This window comes from Prosthecobacter sp., from assembly GCF_014879935.1.
Taxonomy (GTDB): domain Bacteria; phylum Verrucomicrobiota; class Verrucomicrobiia; order Verrucomicrobiales; family Verrucomicrobiaceae; genus Prosthecobacter.
The window spans coordinates 1-14,587 of the sequence record NZ_JACSRD010000156.1; the positions used below are offsets into that span (position 1 = coordinate 1).

A 14,587-nucleotide genomic window follows, 5' to 3' on the forward strand; every position below is an offset into this window, starting at 1 on the left:
TGATCTCACCCACCTCCACATCTTCAGCCACAGAGTATGAAGTCACCAGGATTGCTTAACGGCATTGGGGCTAGCCCAGGCTAGCCACAATGCCGTCAAGCAGAGTCTTTTCACGCGTCAGCGTCGTGGAGTGCGTGTGGCAAGCCTCGGCGCGACACCGCTGTCGCGGGCCGGAAGGTGTTCTTTGGCCTTTGAGCATTCTCTCGCGCGTCCGACAGCGGTGTCGCCGGAGCAATGGCTGCGCCTTGCTCCTCTGCCACCGCACTCCACGACGCTGTCGCGAGTATCCGGGCCGTTTTTGCTTGTGAACGGCTTTTGGCCCTGGAGCGGATGCCTGAGGTGTTGCTGCTGATGGATGAACGGCGCGGAAGGAGGCTGGCTGAGTCCTTTGGACTCCCTGTTGCCGGGACGATCAACATTCTCGCCCTGGCTGGCAGGCGAGGGCTGTTGGATTTTCATCATGTGATCTCCGAATCGCGTGAACGGACGAACTTCCATGTCAGGGAGGATGTGATCGCGAAGGCGTGGGTGCTGGCCGGCGAAAGTGAGACCTGATCTCACCCAGAGTGACTACGCGTTCGAAGCGACGATGAAGCCGTGTTCGTCGAGATGAAACGCCTTCAACAGCACTTGGCGGTTGTCTTTCGGAAGCAAGCCGCTGATTTGAAGGCCATCGGGCAGGTTTTCGATGAGGAAGCCGGGAAGCAATCGGCCCAGTGATCCGGCTCTGCGACCGTGCTGGGGTTCTTCATCACCTTTGGCAGGAATGGGGTCAGGCACTTCGACGGACAGGAGCGTTTCTGTGGTTGGGTCGATGTAACCACGGAGCGCTTTCACTTCAGAAGGCAGGGCATCCATGGAGCTGTCGAGACTGAAGGCGAGGCGCTCCTTGCCGGTGAGTTGTGAGAGTGAGTATCGCGTGCCAAAGGCGACGATGTGCGAGGAGTGGGCTTCGCCGGCACGGGTGACATATTTGCTGCCCGGAATCATCTGCGTGAGCGCCTTCACGGTGCGTGTGACGATGCTGTCCTCGGGCTCAAGGCTGAGGAAGACATCGCCAGGACGATGCCATTCGACCTCGCTTAGCCGGAAGGCGTTGGCAAAGGCGGGAAGGTCGTCGTGCGCGTCCTCCCAGCTCTTGCGGGCGAGCAGGGCTTCGCTGCCCAGCCGCAGCATTTCATGACGCACGGCACTTGCTGAAGCTTCACGGGCTCCGAGCGGTGTTCCGAAGCGCACACTGACGGGGTAGCGCAGATGGCGTGGCATCTTGGTGAAGAAGCGTCCGCCCTGGAATGAGAAGATGCTGCCGTAGAGACCGTCGAGATAGACGGGGACGACCTGCGCATCGCCCTGACGTGCCATGAGCTCGAAGCCTTTGCGCAGCTCATTGATCATGCCGTGGCGGGTGATCTGGCCTTCGGGGAAGAGGCAGACGACCTCACCCTCTTTCAAGGCGGTGGCGACGGAGCGGATGGCGTCCTTCGCACGGGTGGGGGAGATCGGCACGGTGCCGACGAGGCGGAGAAAGCCGTTCATCCACCACACCTTGTAAAGCACGTCCCACATGACGAAGCGCACCGGACGACGGCTGGCGGCGGCGACGACTAGCGCATCGACATAGCTGACGTGATTCGACAACAGCAACACACCGCCGGTCTTCGGCACGCGATCATCGTGAAATGGCCGCACCTTGTAGATCAGCCGGACTACAGCCAGCGTGAGAAAGCGCACGAGGTCCTGGGGCAGCAAACGCATGGTATAGACAGCAGCGCCGAAGGTGGGAATGGCAAGGAGCAGAAATTGCGTGGAGGCGCTGAACTCCAGCGACTTCATCAACGCGACGATAGCCACGGCGACGAGCGTGCCGAGGCAGTCCATGAGGTTCATGCCGGCGTGGATGCGCGCCTTCTCCTGCCTCTCCGCCTTGTCCTGCGCAAAGGCGTAAAGCGGCACCATGAAGCAGCCGCCCGCAGCACCGGTGAAAATGATGCCCGCATACATCCAGGCGCTGCCAAGTGAGGCGAGGCCGGACCAGAGCAGGCCGACGACGAGACCAAAGCCGCCCAACGGGATCAAACCGAGCTCGATGCGGTTTTTGCTGACATGCGAGGCGAAAAAGCTGCCGCTGATGACCCCGATGCCGAGGATGCCGGCGACTTTGGCCAGTTCCATCGGTCCATCGCCACCGCCGGTGTCGGGATGCAGCTCCTTGGTGAGCGTGACGAGGATGAAGCTGAGCGCGTTCGAGATGAACCAGAAGTAGGTAACGCCAAGTGCTGCCAAGCGGATGGAGCGGCGACGGAAGACGATCTTGAGGCTCTCAAAATGCTCCAGCGCCATGCCTTTGCGCCAGTGAACCTCGGGATGCGACGGTGTTTTCTGAATGCACAGGGCGGCCACGAGTTCGCCGATGCCGAAGAGGCTGATGATGATCAGCGGCCAGAGGGCGGACATCCACGCGTCATGCGTCTTTTCATATTCGGTGCCATACCAGATGCCACCTGCCCACATGCCGCCGAGAATGCCGGCGAGCATGGTGACCTGAAGCCAGCCGGAGACCATGCCGAGACGACGCGAGCCGGAGAGCTCCTTCATCACGCCCATCTTTGCCGGACTGAGCACCGCGGCCTGCACGGCGAGAAAGAAGAAACCGACGAGGCAGATTTCGAGCGATCCAGGCACACGCTGCATCCAGAGCGCCAGCGCCAGCCAGATGAAGCAGATGATCTGCATCACCTGCATCCAGATGATGACGTTACGCTTCGAGAATCGATCCGACCAGTAACCGGCCAACGGCGCGAAGAGCATGTAAGGCAGGGAGAAGATGGCGCCGAGCCACAGCTCCATGTGACGGCCCACCCACGAGTCGTTGGCAATGATGATCGACAGCGCGATCAGCAGCATTTTGACAAAGTTGTCGCTGAAGGAATTGAGCGCCTGCACCACGAGCACGAGCACGATGGAAACCCAGTTTCGGCGCGGCAGATGTGGCGAATGATCGAGATCGATGGAATCGGGCATGCGTCGTTCAGTCCACAAAACGTTGCGCCAGCACGATGTCTGCCGGGAACGTGATCTTTGGATTCATGCCGGCGTTTTCGATGACAAACACCGGCTCGCCGAGGTGCTGCACGGCGGAGACTTCGTCCGTGACGTGCAGATGGTCGCGGATCACGGCCGCGTAGGCTCTCACCAGCAGTTCGCGTGAGAAGACCTGCGGAGTCTCCATGATCCAGGCGTTTGCACGGTCGATCGAATCGGTGATGCGGCCGTCCGAGTCGCAGCGTTTGAGCGTTTCCGTCATCGGACGGGCACAGGCGACGGCTGCCTGCGTGCGTGTGGCTTCGACACAGCGGGTGATCTGCTCCACGGAGATCAGCGGACGAGCCCCGTCATGTACGGCGACGATGTCACAGGCTGGATTCAGCGCCTGAAGGCCGGCATTTACGGACAGGTGCCGTTCGGCCCCGCCGGAGATGATGGAAACGATCTTGCCGAGGCCCTGACTGCGCCAGGATTCGACCTCCGCGCGCACCGCATCGCCGGCCACGACGATGATTTCATCAATGGCCGCGCACTTTTGAAATGCGCCGAGGGTCCGCCGCAGGACGGGCTCGCCTGCCAGTTGGGCCAGGAGCTTGTTGAAGCCCATGCGCCTGCTGCTGCCTGCGGCGACGATGATCGCGGTGGTCATTGAGTTCGCGGTTCTCGGTTCTCTGTTCGCGGTTGTTCAGAGTTCAACGGCGAACCGGGAACTGCGAATCGCGAACGGGACGTCAGGCGAGTCGCTTGGCGACTTCCGTGGAGATGGACTTGCTGTCAGCACGGCCGGCGACGCGTTCCTGGAGCACCTTCATCACGCTGCCCATGTCCTTCTTGGAGGTGGCGCCCAGTTCGGCGATCACGCCTTCCACGAGCTTCACCAGGTCGTCCTGGCTCATCGCAGCAGGCAGATACTTCTCCAGCACGGCGATTTCGGCCTTGGCCGCTTCGACGGCTTCGGGACGTCCGGCTTTTTCAGCGCCGTCCACGGAATCCTGGAGCTTTTTGATCTCTTTGCGCACCACGGCCAGGGCGTCTGTGTCGCCGAGTTCGCCTTCAGCGCCGAATTTCTCGATGGCGGCGTATTTGACGGCGGACTTGAGGTTGCGGACGACATTGAGGGCCACAGTGTCCTTGGCCTTCATGGCATTCTTGATGTCTTCAGTCAGGCGTGCGGCGAAACTCATGGAAATGACAGATTTTGGGTTGGATTGGGTGCCGATCATGGCGTGATGGCTGCCGTTGTCCACCGGTTAGGCAGGAACGAATGGATTGCCCTTTGCGCCGCATCTGCGCCCGTGCATGATCGACCTGCCGTGCAATTCAACCATCCCAAACACGATCTCTACATCCCCGACCCGACCGACCCGGATACCGCCCTGCGCCGCGTGACGCATCTGGGCATCGTTTCACACCAGGACGACCTCGAAATCGCCGCGTATCATGGCATCACCGAGTGTTTTCACAGCAAAGACCAGTGGTTCGGCGGCGTGGTGGTGACGGATGGGGCCGGCAGCCCGCGCAAAGGGCCCTATGAGACCTACACCGACGAGGAAATGCAGAAGGTGCGCCTCATCGAGCAGCGCAAGGCGGCCTACGTGGGCGAATACAGCATCATGATCCAGCTCGGCTATCCGAGTGATGACATCAAGAAGCCGAAACACGCGCCCGCCGTGGCCGATTTGAAATTCATCCTGGAGCAGGCGCAGCCAAAGATCCTGTACCTCCACAATCCGTGCGACCGGCACGACACGCATGTGGCCACGTTTCTGCGCTGTCTGGAGGCGATCCGCGAACTGCCGCCGGAAAAGCGCCCGGAGACCGTCTATGGCTGCGAGGTCTGGCGGAAGCTCGACTGGCTGCTCAGCGATGACAAGGTCATGCTGTGGGTGGACAAGCATCCGCACATGCTGCGGCCCCTTTTGGGCGTGTTCGATTCGCAGATCAGCGGAGGAAAGCGTTACGACCTGGCCGAGGAAGGCCTGCGCCACGCGAACGCGACCTATTTTGACTCCCATACGACGGACAAGACCAGCCTGCTGACCTTTGCGATGGATCTGACGCCGCTGATCAAGGACGACAGTCTGTGTCCGATCGAATACTCCGTGAACTACGTGAAGCGCCTCGAGGACGATGTGCGGAATCGCGTGAAGAAGTTTCTGTGAGCGATCACACCATGAAAAATGCCAGCCGGAGCGACCGGCTGGCATTTTGAACTTTGAAGCAGTGAGCAGGCCGATTACTCGGCGATCTTGGCGCTCTTGATCGTGACCGGCTCGGCGGGAACGTCGCGATGGCCGGCCTTGGTGGTGGTGGCGACGGCGGCGATGGCATCGACAGCTTCCATGCCTTTGGTCACTTTGCCAAAGACGCAGTAGCCCCAGCCGTCCTGGCCCGGGTAGTCGAGGAAACTGTTGTCCTTCAGATTGATGAAGAACTGGGCGCTGGCGCTGTGTGGATTCGGCGTGCGTGCCATGGCCAGGCTACCTTTGACGTTCTTGAGACCGTTCTTGGCTTCGTTCTCGATGTTTCCGTCGGTTTCCTTCTGCTGCATGTCTGGAGTGAAGCCACCGCCCTGGATCATGAAGTCCGGGATCACGCGGTGGAAGATGACGCCGTCGTAGAAGCCTTTGCGGACATACTTGACGAAGTTGGCGACGGTGATCGGCGCCTTGGCGGCGTCGAGCTCGATTTCGATGGTTCCTTTGGAGGTTTCCATCACGACTTTCACAGGTTTGGCATCACTCACGGTTTGGGCGGGGGTTGTTCCGGTCAGGGCTGCAAACGTCAGTGCGAAGGCGGCCAGAGTCGGTGCGATTGATTTCATGGTTTGGGGTGGGTTGAGAACGGCGAATCAGCCACGAGGGGTCTTGATTTGCAATGATCAAATCGCCGCGGACGCAGCGCTGGTCTGCCGATAAACGCGGATGCCGGTGTCTGAAGACAACTCGGCCCGGAGGGACCCAACCAAAATCCCTCCGGGCCTTTAGGTGACCAGAGAGTCCCAACCATGAAGCGACTCTCCAGCTCGTTGTGTGTTTCCCCGGGCGAACCCGGGAAATATGTCAGTGAAGCTCGCGCCCCAACCACCTCTCACATGAGCAGCCGTCGGGCCAAGTCCGGTGACGAATTTCAGTTTTTTGCGATGTTTTTCGCCAAAGAGTTTTCGGACCTGCCTGCGGTCACGATTTTGGCATCACACGCACGGTGAAGGCCTTCTTCTCGCCAAAATACTTCGCCGCGATGCGCTGGATCTCCTTGGTGGTGACGCCGGCCATGATGCCGGGCAGCTTTTGGAAGTGATCCCAGCCGAGGCCGTTGAGTTCATTCCACGCGAGAACGTCCGCCATCGCAGGATTGCCCTGCTGCGTGCGCAGCCACGAACTGCGCCACGTGACACGTGCACGATCGATCTCATCGGCGTGCAGTCCGTTCGCGGCAAGGTCGTTGATCTGCGCCATGAGTTCCTTCTCGGCGAGCTTTGCCTTCTTCGGATCGGTGCCGACGTAGAAGTAGAAAGCGCCAGCTCCCATCGCGGCGAAGTTCTGCGCGCCCACGTAGTAGGCGAGACCGAGTTCCTCGCGAATGCGGTTGAAGAGACGGCTGCCCATGTCGCTGCAGGCTTCGTCGATCAGATTGAGCGCATGCACATCCGGCTCTTCGAGGCCGACGGTGCGGAAGCCGATGACGATGACGGCCTGCTCCTTGTCGAGATGCTCCGTCCACGCCCCCGGTTTGGCGCTGGCGTGGTAAGTGCGGCTGTGCGTGGAATGACGCGGCCCTTTCGGCAGCTTTGCGAAGGCGCTCTCGACCTGCTTTTTGACCTCGGCGGCCTTCACGTCTCCGAACACGGAGATGACACCGTTGTGCGTGGCAAAGCTGGCGCGGATCATGTCGCGGCAGTCGCTGAGCTTGAGCTTCGTGACGGTTTCCTCGTTGCCGAGCGCCGTGCGGTGGAAGGGCTGGCCGGCGAAGATCTCGCGCCGTGCCTTGCGCATCGCAACGGTGAGCGGGTCTTCCTTTTCCTCCAGAATGCTGGCGATCTGGCGCTTCTTCACATCCGCGAGGCTGGTCTGCGGCAGAGAGGGATTCAAAATGAGGTCTGAAAGGAGATCGAGAGCGACATCCTCGTCACCGACCATCACATCGGCACCGAGGAAGAAGCGATGCGCGTCCGCGCTGCACGCGAGCTGGCCGCCGCGGTTCTCGAGTTCGGAGGCGATGGCGGCAGCATTCCGCTTCTTGGTGCCCTTGAGCAGCATGTGAGCGGCGATTTGCGTGACGCCGGCGGTGAAATCCGTCTCCGCAGGCACACCCGCGAGGAAATTGGCACGCACGCTGATGAGCGGCAGGCGCGAGTTCTCGCCCACGATGAGGGTGAGGCCGTTCTTGAGCTTGAAATGCTGGATGTCGGCCTGCGCGGCGTGGCCGCCACCGGCGGCAGCCCTGGCAGTCTCGACATCCGGGCCGACGAGGACGGTGTTGACGGACTCTGGCAGCAGATAGAGCCTCGCGACGTCACGAACGGCCTCCGGTGTGAGTGAACTGATGGCCGCGAGGAACTGGCTCTGATAGTCGAGCGAACCGGAGAGCAGCCAGCCGTTGCCGATGGAGCTGGCCTGGCCTTTCACGGTGCTCAAGGTGCGCACCTGGCTGCTGAGCGTGGCGCGGACGGCTTTTTCGAGCTCGGCGTGCCCCGGACCGCTTTTGCACATCTTGGCGATCACTTCATTCATGCCTGCACGCAGCGCGACGGTGTCGGCAGGATTGCATTCAGCCTCGACGGTGAACAGGCCGCACTCCGCTGCGCACCACGCGCCGGACCAGACCCAGTGGGCGAGCGCTTTTTTCTCGCGCAGCTCCTGATACAACCGCGAACTGCGGCCGGAACCGAGCAGGAAGCCGAGAACGTCGAGCGCGGGCTTGTCGGGATGTGTTTCTCCAGGGACCTGCCAGGCGAACGCGACGCGTGTGAGGTCGGTGGTGAAGTTCTTTGCGGCAAAACGGGTGCCCTGCTGCCGTGGCTCGTCCGGAAGCAGCGCTGGATCGAACGCGCGTCGTTTCCAGTCGCCAAACAGGCGGTTCACACTTTCCAGCACGGCCTGGGTGTCCACCGCGCCGGCGATGACGATGAAGGCGTTGTTCGGCACGTAGTGGCGCTGCACGAAGCCGGCCACATCAGCGCGGGTGATTTGATCGAAGACCTCACGATGCCCGATGATCGGATGACGCAGCGGATGCTGCCGGAAAACCGTGCCCTGGATGAGATGCTGGATGGTGTCGCCCGGGTCATCATTCCCCATGGCCATCTCGCGACGGATGACGTCTTTTTCGCGGTCGAGTTCATCCGCATCCAGCTTCGAGTGGCGGATCATGTCCGCCAGGATGTCGAGATAGCCGTCGGCGTGTTCGGCGAGGCCATCGATCCAGTAAACCGTGCGGTTGAAGGACGTGTAGGCGTTCACGTAGCCTCCGAGCGCCTGGATGCCCTGCGAAATCTGCGCCGCGTCACGTTTGGCGGTGCCTTTGAAGAGCATGTGCTCCACACAATGGGCGATGCCGGCGCCTGTGTGCTGCTGCTCCTGCAAACTGCCCGCCTTGATCCACACCTGCACGCTGACCAGCGGATGCGCGTGGTCTTCACGGATGATCACCTCCAGGCCGTTCGGCAGCGTGGTGACGCGGGCGTCAGGAGATGGGAGGGAGAGGAGCCTGGAGCGCGCGGCACCAGAACGGAGAGTTTTTTTCATGAGGATGGGGCTCCTTTGCCTGTGCGGGCGGAGGTGGGAAGAAAAGGCTCGCTGAAGGCGGTCGCGAAGTCGTAGCCGCCGGCAAAGTCCTCAATGCTGTCGCCGTCGTTCTTGCCGAAGTAGCCGACGCTGATGAGGTTATACACGATGTTGCCCACGTCCTCGCCGCGTTGCAGGCCCCATTGATCGAGAATGAGGGAGGACATCGGGCCGAACTCCGACAGCACGTGGTCACGGAAGCCTTCGAGCAGCTCCTGGCCGCTCACATGCTGGTCGTCGGCGTTTTCCTCGCGGAATTTCTTCGCGGCGATGTGCAACGCGTCGCGCACCAGCTCATAGGCAGCCGGGTGGTAGCGCGGATCGTTCTGAACCGAGCGTCTGACGGCATCACCGAAACTGATCGAAGTCATGGGCGGGCTGGGGTCTGCTGGTTCCGACGGGTGGCTCATGCGGCGCGGGCAGTGGCTCCGAGCAGCAGGGCCTCGAAGCGCTCCGCCATGCGGGTGGAGGTGAATTCCTGCCGGACTCTTGCCGTGGCGACGCGGGCCATTTTCTCCCGGGCCACGTCGTCTTGAAGAAGGGATTCCAGCGCGTCTGCGAGCGCCTTGGGATCATCCGGCCTGCACAGGATGCCGCCCTCCGTGGCCAGGAGGAGCTCTGGAAACGCGGCATGATCCGGCTGCACGAACGGCACCCCACTGGCGGCGGCCTCGATCACGTAAAGACCAAAGGCCTCACCATAAGTCGCAGGCACGGAGAAGACGGTCAGATCATGGAAAAAATGCACCTTGTCCTTGAAGGACAGGTTCGGACGCCACTCGACGCGATTGGTGAGCCCGGCGGCGGCGATCTTCTCCTGAAGTCCGGCCACGTATTTGTCATCAGCCGCTGTCTTGGAGCCGCCAATGCGCAGCTTGAGGCGCGGGATGGTGTTCCGCTTCGCCAGATCGATGAACGCATCGACCAGCGTGGTCAGACCCTTGCCGTGAATCATCCGGGCGAAGTAGCCGATCGTGGGCCAGTTCGGATCGGCCGAGGCGGTGGTGAAGGCGGTGGCGTCGATGCCATTCGGGATGACCTTCATCTGCTCTTCGGTGGCATGCAGACGCTGACGCATGTGATCGGCGTAGAACTGGCTCGGCGCGATGAAATGGCGGACGCTGCGGGCGTTGCGTTTCATCGCCTCCCAGCACTGCTCGCGATAAGGCTCGGGCAGCGTGTCGAGGAAGCTGTCCTCGCCTTGCAATGAGCACACCACGGGAATGCCTAGCTCCTTTTCAATCGCCGGCGCCAGACCGGAAAGCAGGCTGTTGGAAAAGGAGATCACGTCGATCTTCTTCTCGGCTCGAATCCAGTCGATGAGCTTGTGCCATTCGCCCCACTGGCGGCCTTCCGTGCCGAGCAGTGCGCCGAGCGTCATCTCCCCCAGCACCTTCGGGCTGGTCATGCCCATGCGTTTGGCGGCCATGCGCAGATGGTCGGGCGTGTTCAGCCAGCGGTGGATGAATCTGGGCAGCTTGTGAAACCACGGGAACTTCTGCTGCAAAAACAGCGAGATGCCGCCGATCTGCACGCCCAGCTCCTGCGCTCCGAACTCGCGATCCGTCACCAGCGGCAGATAAAGCGGCGCCATCAGCGCGTCGTGGCCTCGTACACGCAGGGCCTTGATCAGCGCATGGTCACGCAGGCAGCTTCCGCAGTGGAAATTGCCGGTGCCTGGGGTGAGGTGGAGAATTCTCATTGAGAGGGCTGTCGGGGACGGGAAATGACGAATGACGAATTCAAAATGACGAATGAATGTCAAGGCGTCGCCCGCCAGGGGCATTCGTCATTCGGCATTCGCCATGGGTTCTTACGTCTCGGTCAGACCACGAGCCATCACGACTTTGCCGGTGCGGACGGTTTCGATGATGTCGAACTTGCCCAGCAGGCGCACAGCGGCGTCCAGCTTGTCGGTGTTGCCGGAGATCATGGCGATGAGGCTGTCCTCCTGGAGGTCCACGGTCTTGCCGGCGTAGTGCTCGACGATCTGCAGGATCTCGGTGCGCTGTTCCGGACCGGCGGCGACCTTGATGAGCACCAGCTCCTTGGCCACGGCGTCGCGGTCGGTGTGCTCGGTGCAGTGGATCACGTCGATGAGCTTGTTCACCTGCATGATGATCTGGTGCAGGCCCTCGGGGTGGCCGCTGATGCCGATGGTCATGCGGCTGAAGCGCGGATCACGCGTCTGGGAGACGACCAGGGACTCGATGTTGAAGCCACGGCGGCTGAACACCGCGCAGATGCGGCCGAGGACGCCGGGCTGGTTGTTCACCATGACGCTCAGCGTATGGATGTTGATGATGTCAGCCTGCGGCGAGGGCTTTTTGTTGGTGGTGGCGGGGATTTTGTCGCTCATGGGGGTGCTACTTATGATTTACGATTTTTGACTTATGATTTGGAGAAAGGCCGGGCTAGGAGGCTTTGCGGGTCTTTTTAACTTTAACGGCAACTGGTGTTTTTGCCGGACGCGGGGCTTTGAGCCGTCTGCGGGCGATCTTGAGGTAGTTTGAATCCTTCTCGATGCCCAACCACTTGCGCTGGAGCTTCTCCGCGGCGGCGGCGGTCGTGCCGGAGCCGAGGAAGGGATCGACGACGAGGTCCCCCTTGTCGGTGGCGCAAAGAATGAGTTTCTCGATGAGATTGACGGGCTTCTGCGAGGGATGGCCGCACTTTTCCTTCGAGTTCCCTTTCAAACTGGGGATGCGGAGGATGTTGGTGGCGAACTTTCCGGCTTCGAGATGGGCTTTGCGGGCCTTCTTGTCCTTGTAGCGCGGATCGCGCAGATACTTGGTGATCGTCGCCTCGTCGTAGGGGATGCGGACGGCGTCCTTGATGAACTTGGGCTTCTCCCCTTTCCGCAGGACGAGGACCATCTCATACTGCGGGGTGAAGCTGTCACGCCGCTCATCATAGCCCACCACACGATCCCAGATGATGAGATCGTGAAACTGGTGCTTCTGACTGAGGCGGGACATGAGGTGGAGGAAGGTGTGCTCGCGCTTGCCTAACTGGCCGAAGATGAAGCACAGGCCGTCCTCGCGAAGGACGCGCATGGCCTGGCCGACCCACTTCTCGCACCAGGCGAGGTAGTGGGCGGCTGTTTTCCATTGGGTGTCCCAGGCTTCATCTTCGAGAACATTGAAGTAAGGCGGATCGGCGATGATGGACTGCGCGCAGGCTGTGGGGAGCTTTTTCAACTCGGCGAGGACGTCGCCGTGGATGATGCGGTTCAGCTTCATGTGAGACCAAACTCCCTGAGCATTTCCTCATGGGTGAAGGTTTCACTGGAACGCCGGTTGATGGTTTCCATGAAGCGGTCGTTGCTCCGCAGGCTTTCGACTTCGCGCTCGAAATCAGTGTCGCGCGGCTCTAGCACGAACTGCTGGCCATTGCCGAGCTGGATGCAGACCGCGCCCTCAGCGGCGGCGGCAAACCAGGCGACTTCGGTTTCAGTGGGGCTGGGCACGGCAATGGTCTTCATAGCTCGATTTTTTCTCCGCGAAGGTAAACGTCATTGTGGATTTTGCACCCGATTCGCTGAATGCGAACCTCCTCGGAGGCTTCATCGACTTGGTAGAACACCCGGAATGGCTGGATGCGCAGTTCCCAGGTGAAGAAGGGATTGGGGCGGAGGAGTTTGCGTGAGTTGGTTTCGGCTGCCGGGTGGTGACTGAGCTGGAGTTCGATGGTTTTGAGGATGGTGACTGCCTCGTGAGGCTTGAGTTCCTTCAAGTCATCGCGTGCTTCCTTGTCGTAGATGAGCTTGAAGGGCATGAGGCGCGGTCTCATTGAACCCGGACTCGAAAGTCCGGGCTACGGGTTAGGTCGAACCGGTGGGTTTTTCCATTTTGTGCTTCGGCGCTTCGAGGATCATGTCTTCGAGAGCAGCCCCGGCGGGGATCATCGGGAAGACGTTCTCGGCCTTGATGCACTCGGCTTCGATGATGCAGGGGCCGTCGTTGTAATCGAGGGCCTGCTGCAGGATGCGCTCGACATCGGCGGGGCGGCGGATGTGCCAGCCTTTGATGCCGTAGGCTTCGCCGAGCTTCACGAAGTCCGGGTTGCCGATGAGATCGACGCCGCTTTCGCGGTTCTCAAAGAACAACTCCTGCCACTGACGGACCATGCCGAGGTAGCTGTTGTTGAGGATGAGGATCTTGATGGGCAGCTTGTGAATCGCGGCGGTGGCGAGTTCAAACAAAGTCATCTGGAAGCCGCCGTCGCCGGCGATAGCCACGACGAGCTTGTCCGGGCAGGCGAGCTGAGCACCGATGGCTGCGGGGAAGCCGAAGCCCATCGTGCCGGCGCCGCCGGAGCTGAGCCAGTGGTAGCTTTCGTCGTTCTTGTAGAACTGCGCGGCCCACATCTGGTGCTGGCCGACGTCGGTGGTGACGATGGCCTTGCCCTTCGTGAGCGTGTAGAGTTCGTCGATGACCTGCTGCATGCGCAGGCCGCCCTGCTTCTTGTAAGTGAGCGGGAATTTCTTCTTGTAGCCGTCGAGATGGGCCAGCCAGTCTTCGGTGGGCAGTTTTTCGACGTGCGGGAGTAGATCGCTGAGCGCGGCTTTCGCGTCGCCTTTGATCGTGACGTCCACTTTGATCATCTTGTTGAACTCCGCCGCATCGATGTCGATGTGGATGAGCTTCGCGTTGCGGCCAAACATGTGCGGCTTGCCAATGATGCGGTCATCGAAGCGGGAGCCGACATTGAAGATGAGATCGGCTTCGCATATCGCCTTGTTCGCATACGCGGTGCCGTGCATGCCGAGCATGCCGAGCGAAAGCGGGTGCGTTTCCGGGAAGACACCCTTGCCCAGCAGCGTGGTCGTGACCGGGCAGCCGAGCGTTTCCGCCAGCGTGAGCAGTTCCTTGTCGGCGCGGGCGATCATCGCGCCCTGACCGGCGAGAATGACTGGACGCTTCGCCGCGGCGATGAGGCTGGCGGCCTCCTTGATGCGGGACTGGTCGATCTTGAAGTTGTCCTCGGGATGGTAACCAGGCAGGTCCATCGGCTCGTCAAAGGTGCCGGTGAAGGCTCCCTGGCTGATGTCCTTCGGGATGTCGATCAGCACCGGGCCGGGGCGGCCGGTGGTGGCGATGTGGTAGGCCTCACGGGCGATGCGCGGCAGGGCGTTCGAGCTCTTCACCAGGAAGTTATGCTTCACGACCGGGCTGGTGATATTAAAGATGTCCGCCTCCTGGAAGGCGTCCTTCCCGAGCATCCAGGTGACCTGCTGGCCGCAGAGGATGATCATCGGGACGCTGTCCATCTGTGCGGTCATGATGCCGGTGACGGTATTGCCAGCGCCGGGGCCGGAGGTGACGAGAACGACGGCCGGCTTGCCCGTGGCGCGGGCGTAACCATCCGCCATGTGGACCGCGCCCTGCTCGTGGCGGACGAGGATGAACTTCATGTCCGTCTTCACGGTCTGGAGGGCGTCAAAGATCGGGATGGCCGCGCCACCGGAATAACCGAAGACGTATTCGACGCCGAGATCGGCGAGGGTTTTGATGAGGGCTTGAGCGCCGTCCATTTTGGGTGGGTTCATGAGCTTTTGGGGTGAAAATTGCGATTTCAGTGGCAAAAGTGCGGTTGAATTGGAAAATCGCAATCAAAAACAGGCCTTTTTTGGCCCACTTGACCACCTTCAATGGATTGGATGGCCTGAAAACGCCTGTTTTTGACCCCAAACAACCATTCTCGGCGCTTCGATGGACAAAATAGGCGCCACTTTCGATAAAACGCCGTCCGCG

At 60.9% G+C, this 14,587-nt stretch carries 15 protein-coding genes; 3 read left to right on the forward strand and 12 right to left on the reverse strand.

Features of this window, described 5'->3' with window-relative positions:
• Positions 1-330 precede the first annotated feature (330 nt).
• On the forward strand, positions 331-555 hold the full coding sequence (locus IAE77_RS14660; protein ID WP_294227705.1) for a hypothetical protein: 225 nt from the start codon (positions 331-333) through the stop codon (positions 553-555).
• Positions 556-570: 15 nt separating this feature from the next.
• Here IAE77_RS14660 and IAE77_RS14665 read toward each other — a convergent pair whose 3' ends face one another.
• From IAE77_RS14665 to IAE77_RS14675, 3 genes are all read right to left on the reverse strand, one after another.
• The gene (locus IAE77_RS14665; protein WP_294227707.1) at positions 571-3,021 is read right to left on the reverse strand and encodes an MFS transporter; all 2,451 of its coding nucleotides are present in this window, start codon (positions 3,019-3,021) and stop codon (positions 571-573) included.
• Positions 3,022-3,028: 7 nt separating this feature from the next.
• Positions 3,029-3,694 carry a 2-C-methyl-D-erythritol 4-phosphate cytidylyltransferase gene (ispD, locus tag IAE77_RS14670; protein WP_294227709.1) on the reverse strand — a complete coding sequence of 222 codons (666 nt, stop codon included), beginning with the start codon at positions 3,692-3,694 and terminating at the stop codon, positions 3,029-3,031.
• 82 nt (positions 3,695-3,776) lie between these two features.
• Positions 3,777-4,229 carry a GatB/YqeY domain-containing protein gene (locus IAE77_RS14675; protein ID WP_294227710.1) on the reverse strand — a complete coding sequence of 151 codons (453 nt, stop codon included), beginning with the start codon at positions 4,227-4,229 and terminating at the stop codon, positions 3,777-3,779.
• A gap of 111 nt (positions 4,230-4,340) precedes the next feature.
• Between IAE77_RS14675 and IAE77_RS14680 the strand changes: the two genes are divergently transcribed.
• Positions 4,341-5,207 (forward strand): PIG-L family deacetylase, encoded by an 867-nt coding sequence (locus IAE77_RS14680; protein ID WP_294227711.1) that lies wholly within the window; start codon positions 4,341-4,343, stop codon positions 5,205-5,207.
• Between the two features lie 74 nt (positions 5,208-5,281).
• Here the strand turns inward: IAE77_RS14680 and IAE77_RS14685 are convergent, their stop codons facing one another.
• Positions 5,282-5,761, reverse strand: a complete 480-nt coding sequence (locus IAE77_RS14685; protein WP_345780984.1) for a peptidylprolyl isomerase — start codon at positions 5,759-5,761, stop codon at positions 5,282-5,284.
• 291 nt (positions 5,762-6,052) lie between these two features.
• Between IAE77_RS14685 and IAE77_RS14690 the strand changes: the two genes are divergently transcribed.
• Positions 6,053-6,253, forward strand: coding sequence for a hypothetical protein (locus IAE77_RS14690; protein WP_294227715.1), 201 nt, complete (start codon positions 6,053-6,055; stop codon positions 6,251-6,253).
• Here IAE77_RS14690 and IAE77_RS14695 read toward each other — a convergent pair.
• From IAE77_RS14695 to ilvB, 8 genes are all read right to left on the reverse strand, one after another.
• Positions 6,225-8,792 carry a pitrilysin family protein gene (locus IAE77_RS14695; RefSeq protein WP_294227717.1) on the reverse strand — a complete coding sequence of 856 codons (2,568 nt, stop codon included), beginning with the start codon at positions 8,790-8,792 and terminating at the stop codon, positions 6,225-6,227. The two genes, IAE77_RS14690 and IAE77_RS14695, sit on opposite strands and share 29 nt — an antisense overlap.
• Positions 8,789-9,202 carry a Minf_1886 family protein gene (locus tag IAE77_RS14700; RefSeq protein WP_294227718.1) on the reverse strand — a complete coding sequence of 138 codons (414 nt, stop codon included), beginning with the start codon at positions 9,200-9,202 and terminating at the stop codon, positions 8,789-8,791. The genes IAE77_RS14695 and IAE77_RS14700 overlap by 4 nt, the downstream gene beginning before the upstream one ends.
• 35 nt (positions 9,203-9,237) lie before the next feature.
• The gene (locus tag IAE77_RS14705; RefSeq protein ID WP_294227721.1) at positions 9,238-10,533 is read right to left on the reverse strand and encodes a glycosyltransferase family 4 protein; all 1,296 of its coding nucleotides are present in this window, start codon (positions 10,531-10,533) and stop codon (positions 9,238-9,240) included.
• A 111-nt stretch (positions 10,534-10,644) separates the two neighbouring features.
• The gene (ilvN, locus tag IAE77_RS14710) at positions 10,645-11,190 is read right to left on the reverse strand and encodes an acetolactate synthase small subunit (RefSeq protein ID WP_294227723.1); all 546 of its coding nucleotides are present in this window, start codon (positions 11,188-11,190) and stop codon (positions 10,645-10,647) included.
• Between the two features lie 55 nt (positions 11,191-11,245).
• Positions 11,246-12,073 carry a site-specific DNA-methyltransferase gene (locus tag IAE77_RS14715; protein ID WP_294227725.1) on the reverse strand — a complete coding sequence of 276 codons (828 nt, stop codon included), beginning with the start codon at positions 12,071-12,073 and terminating at the stop codon, positions 11,246-11,248.
• On the reverse strand, positions 12,070-12,315 hold the full coding sequence (locus tag IAE77_RS14720) for a hypothetical protein (RefSeq protein WP_294227727.1): 246 nt from the start codon (positions 12,313-12,315) through the stop codon (positions 12,070-12,072). The genes IAE77_RS14715 and IAE77_RS14720 overlap by 4 nt, the downstream gene beginning before the upstream one ends.
• Positions 12,312-12,608, reverse strand: coding sequence for a type II toxin-antitoxin system RelE/ParE family toxin (locus IAE77_RS14725; protein WP_294227729.1), 297 nt, complete (start codon positions 12,606-12,608; stop codon positions 12,312-12,314). The genes IAE77_RS14720 and IAE77_RS14725 overlap by 4 nt, the downstream gene beginning before the upstream one ends.
• A 46-nt stretch (positions 12,609-12,654) precedes the next feature.
• Complete coding sequence (ilvB, locus tag IAE77_RS14730; RefSeq protein WP_294227731.1) at positions 12,655-14,382, reverse strand: biosynthetic-type acetolactate synthase large subunit; 1,728 nt, start codon at positions 14,380-14,382, stop codon at positions 12,655-12,657.
• Between the last annotated feature and the right edge of the window lie 205 nt (positions 14,383-14,587).

What these genes read in the sequence shown, in the direction of transcription:
- IAE77_RS14665 (WP_294227707.1), bottom strand. Translation starts at nt 3,021, where the DNA reads ATGCCCGATTCCATCGATCTCGATCATTCGCCACATCTGCCGCGCCGA.
- IAE77_RS14720 (WP_294227727.1), bottom strand. Translation starts at nt 12,315, where the DNA reads ATGAAGACCATTGCCGTGCCCAGCCCCACTGAAACCGAAGTCGCCTGG.
- ilvB (WP_294227731.1), bottom strand. Translation starts at nt 14,382, where the DNA reads ATGAACCCACCCAAAATGGACGGCGCTCAAGCCCTCATCAAAACCCTC.
- IAE77_RS14675 (WP_294227710.1), bottom strand. Translation starts at nt 4,229, where the DNA reads ATGAGTTTCGCCGCACGCCTGACTGAAGACATCAAGAATGCCATGAAG.
- IAE77_RS14725 (WP_294227729.1), bottom strand. Translation starts at nt 12,608, where the DNA reads ATGCCCTTCAAGCTCATCTACGACAAGGAAGCACGCGATGACTTGAAG.
- IAE77_RS14695 (WP_294227717.1), bottom strand. Translation starts at nt 8,792, where the DNA reads ATGAAAAAAACTCTCCGTTCTGGTGCCGCGCGCTCCAGGCTCCTCTCC.
- IAE77_RS14690 (WP_294227715.1), top strand. Translation starts at nt 6,053, where the DNA reads ATGAAGCGACTCTCCAGCTCGTTGTGTGTTTCCCCGGGCGAACCCGGG.
- IAE77_RS14715 (WP_294227725.1), bottom strand. Translation starts at nt 12,073, where the DNA reads ATGAAGCTGAACCGCATCATCCACGGCGACGTCCTCGCCGAGTTGAAA.
- IAE77_RS14685 (WP_345780984.1), bottom strand. Translation starts at nt 5,761, where the DNA reads ATGGAAACCTCCAAAGGAACCATCGAAATCGAGCTCGACGCCGCCAAG.
- IAE77_RS14660 (WP_294227705.1), top strand. Translation starts at nt 331, where the DNA reads ATGCCTGAGGTGTTGCTGCTGATGGATGAACGGCGCGGAAGGAGGCTG.
- ispD (WP_294227709.1), bottom strand. Translation starts at nt 3,694, where the DNA reads ATGACCACCGCGATCATCGTCGCCGCAGGCAGCAGCAGGCGCATGGGC.
- ilvN (WP_294227723.1), bottom strand. Translation starts at nt 11,190, where the DNA reads ATGAGCGACAAAATCCCCGCCACCACCAACAAAAAGCCCTCGCCGCAG.
- IAE77_RS14705 (WP_294227721.1), bottom strand. Translation starts at nt 10,533, where the DNA reads ATGAGAATTCTCCACCTCACCCCAGGCACCGGCAATTTCCACTGCGGA.
- IAE77_RS14700 (WP_294227718.1), bottom strand. Translation starts at nt 9,202, where the DNA reads ATGACTTCGATCAGTTTCGGTGATGCCGTCAGACGCTCGGTTCAGAAC.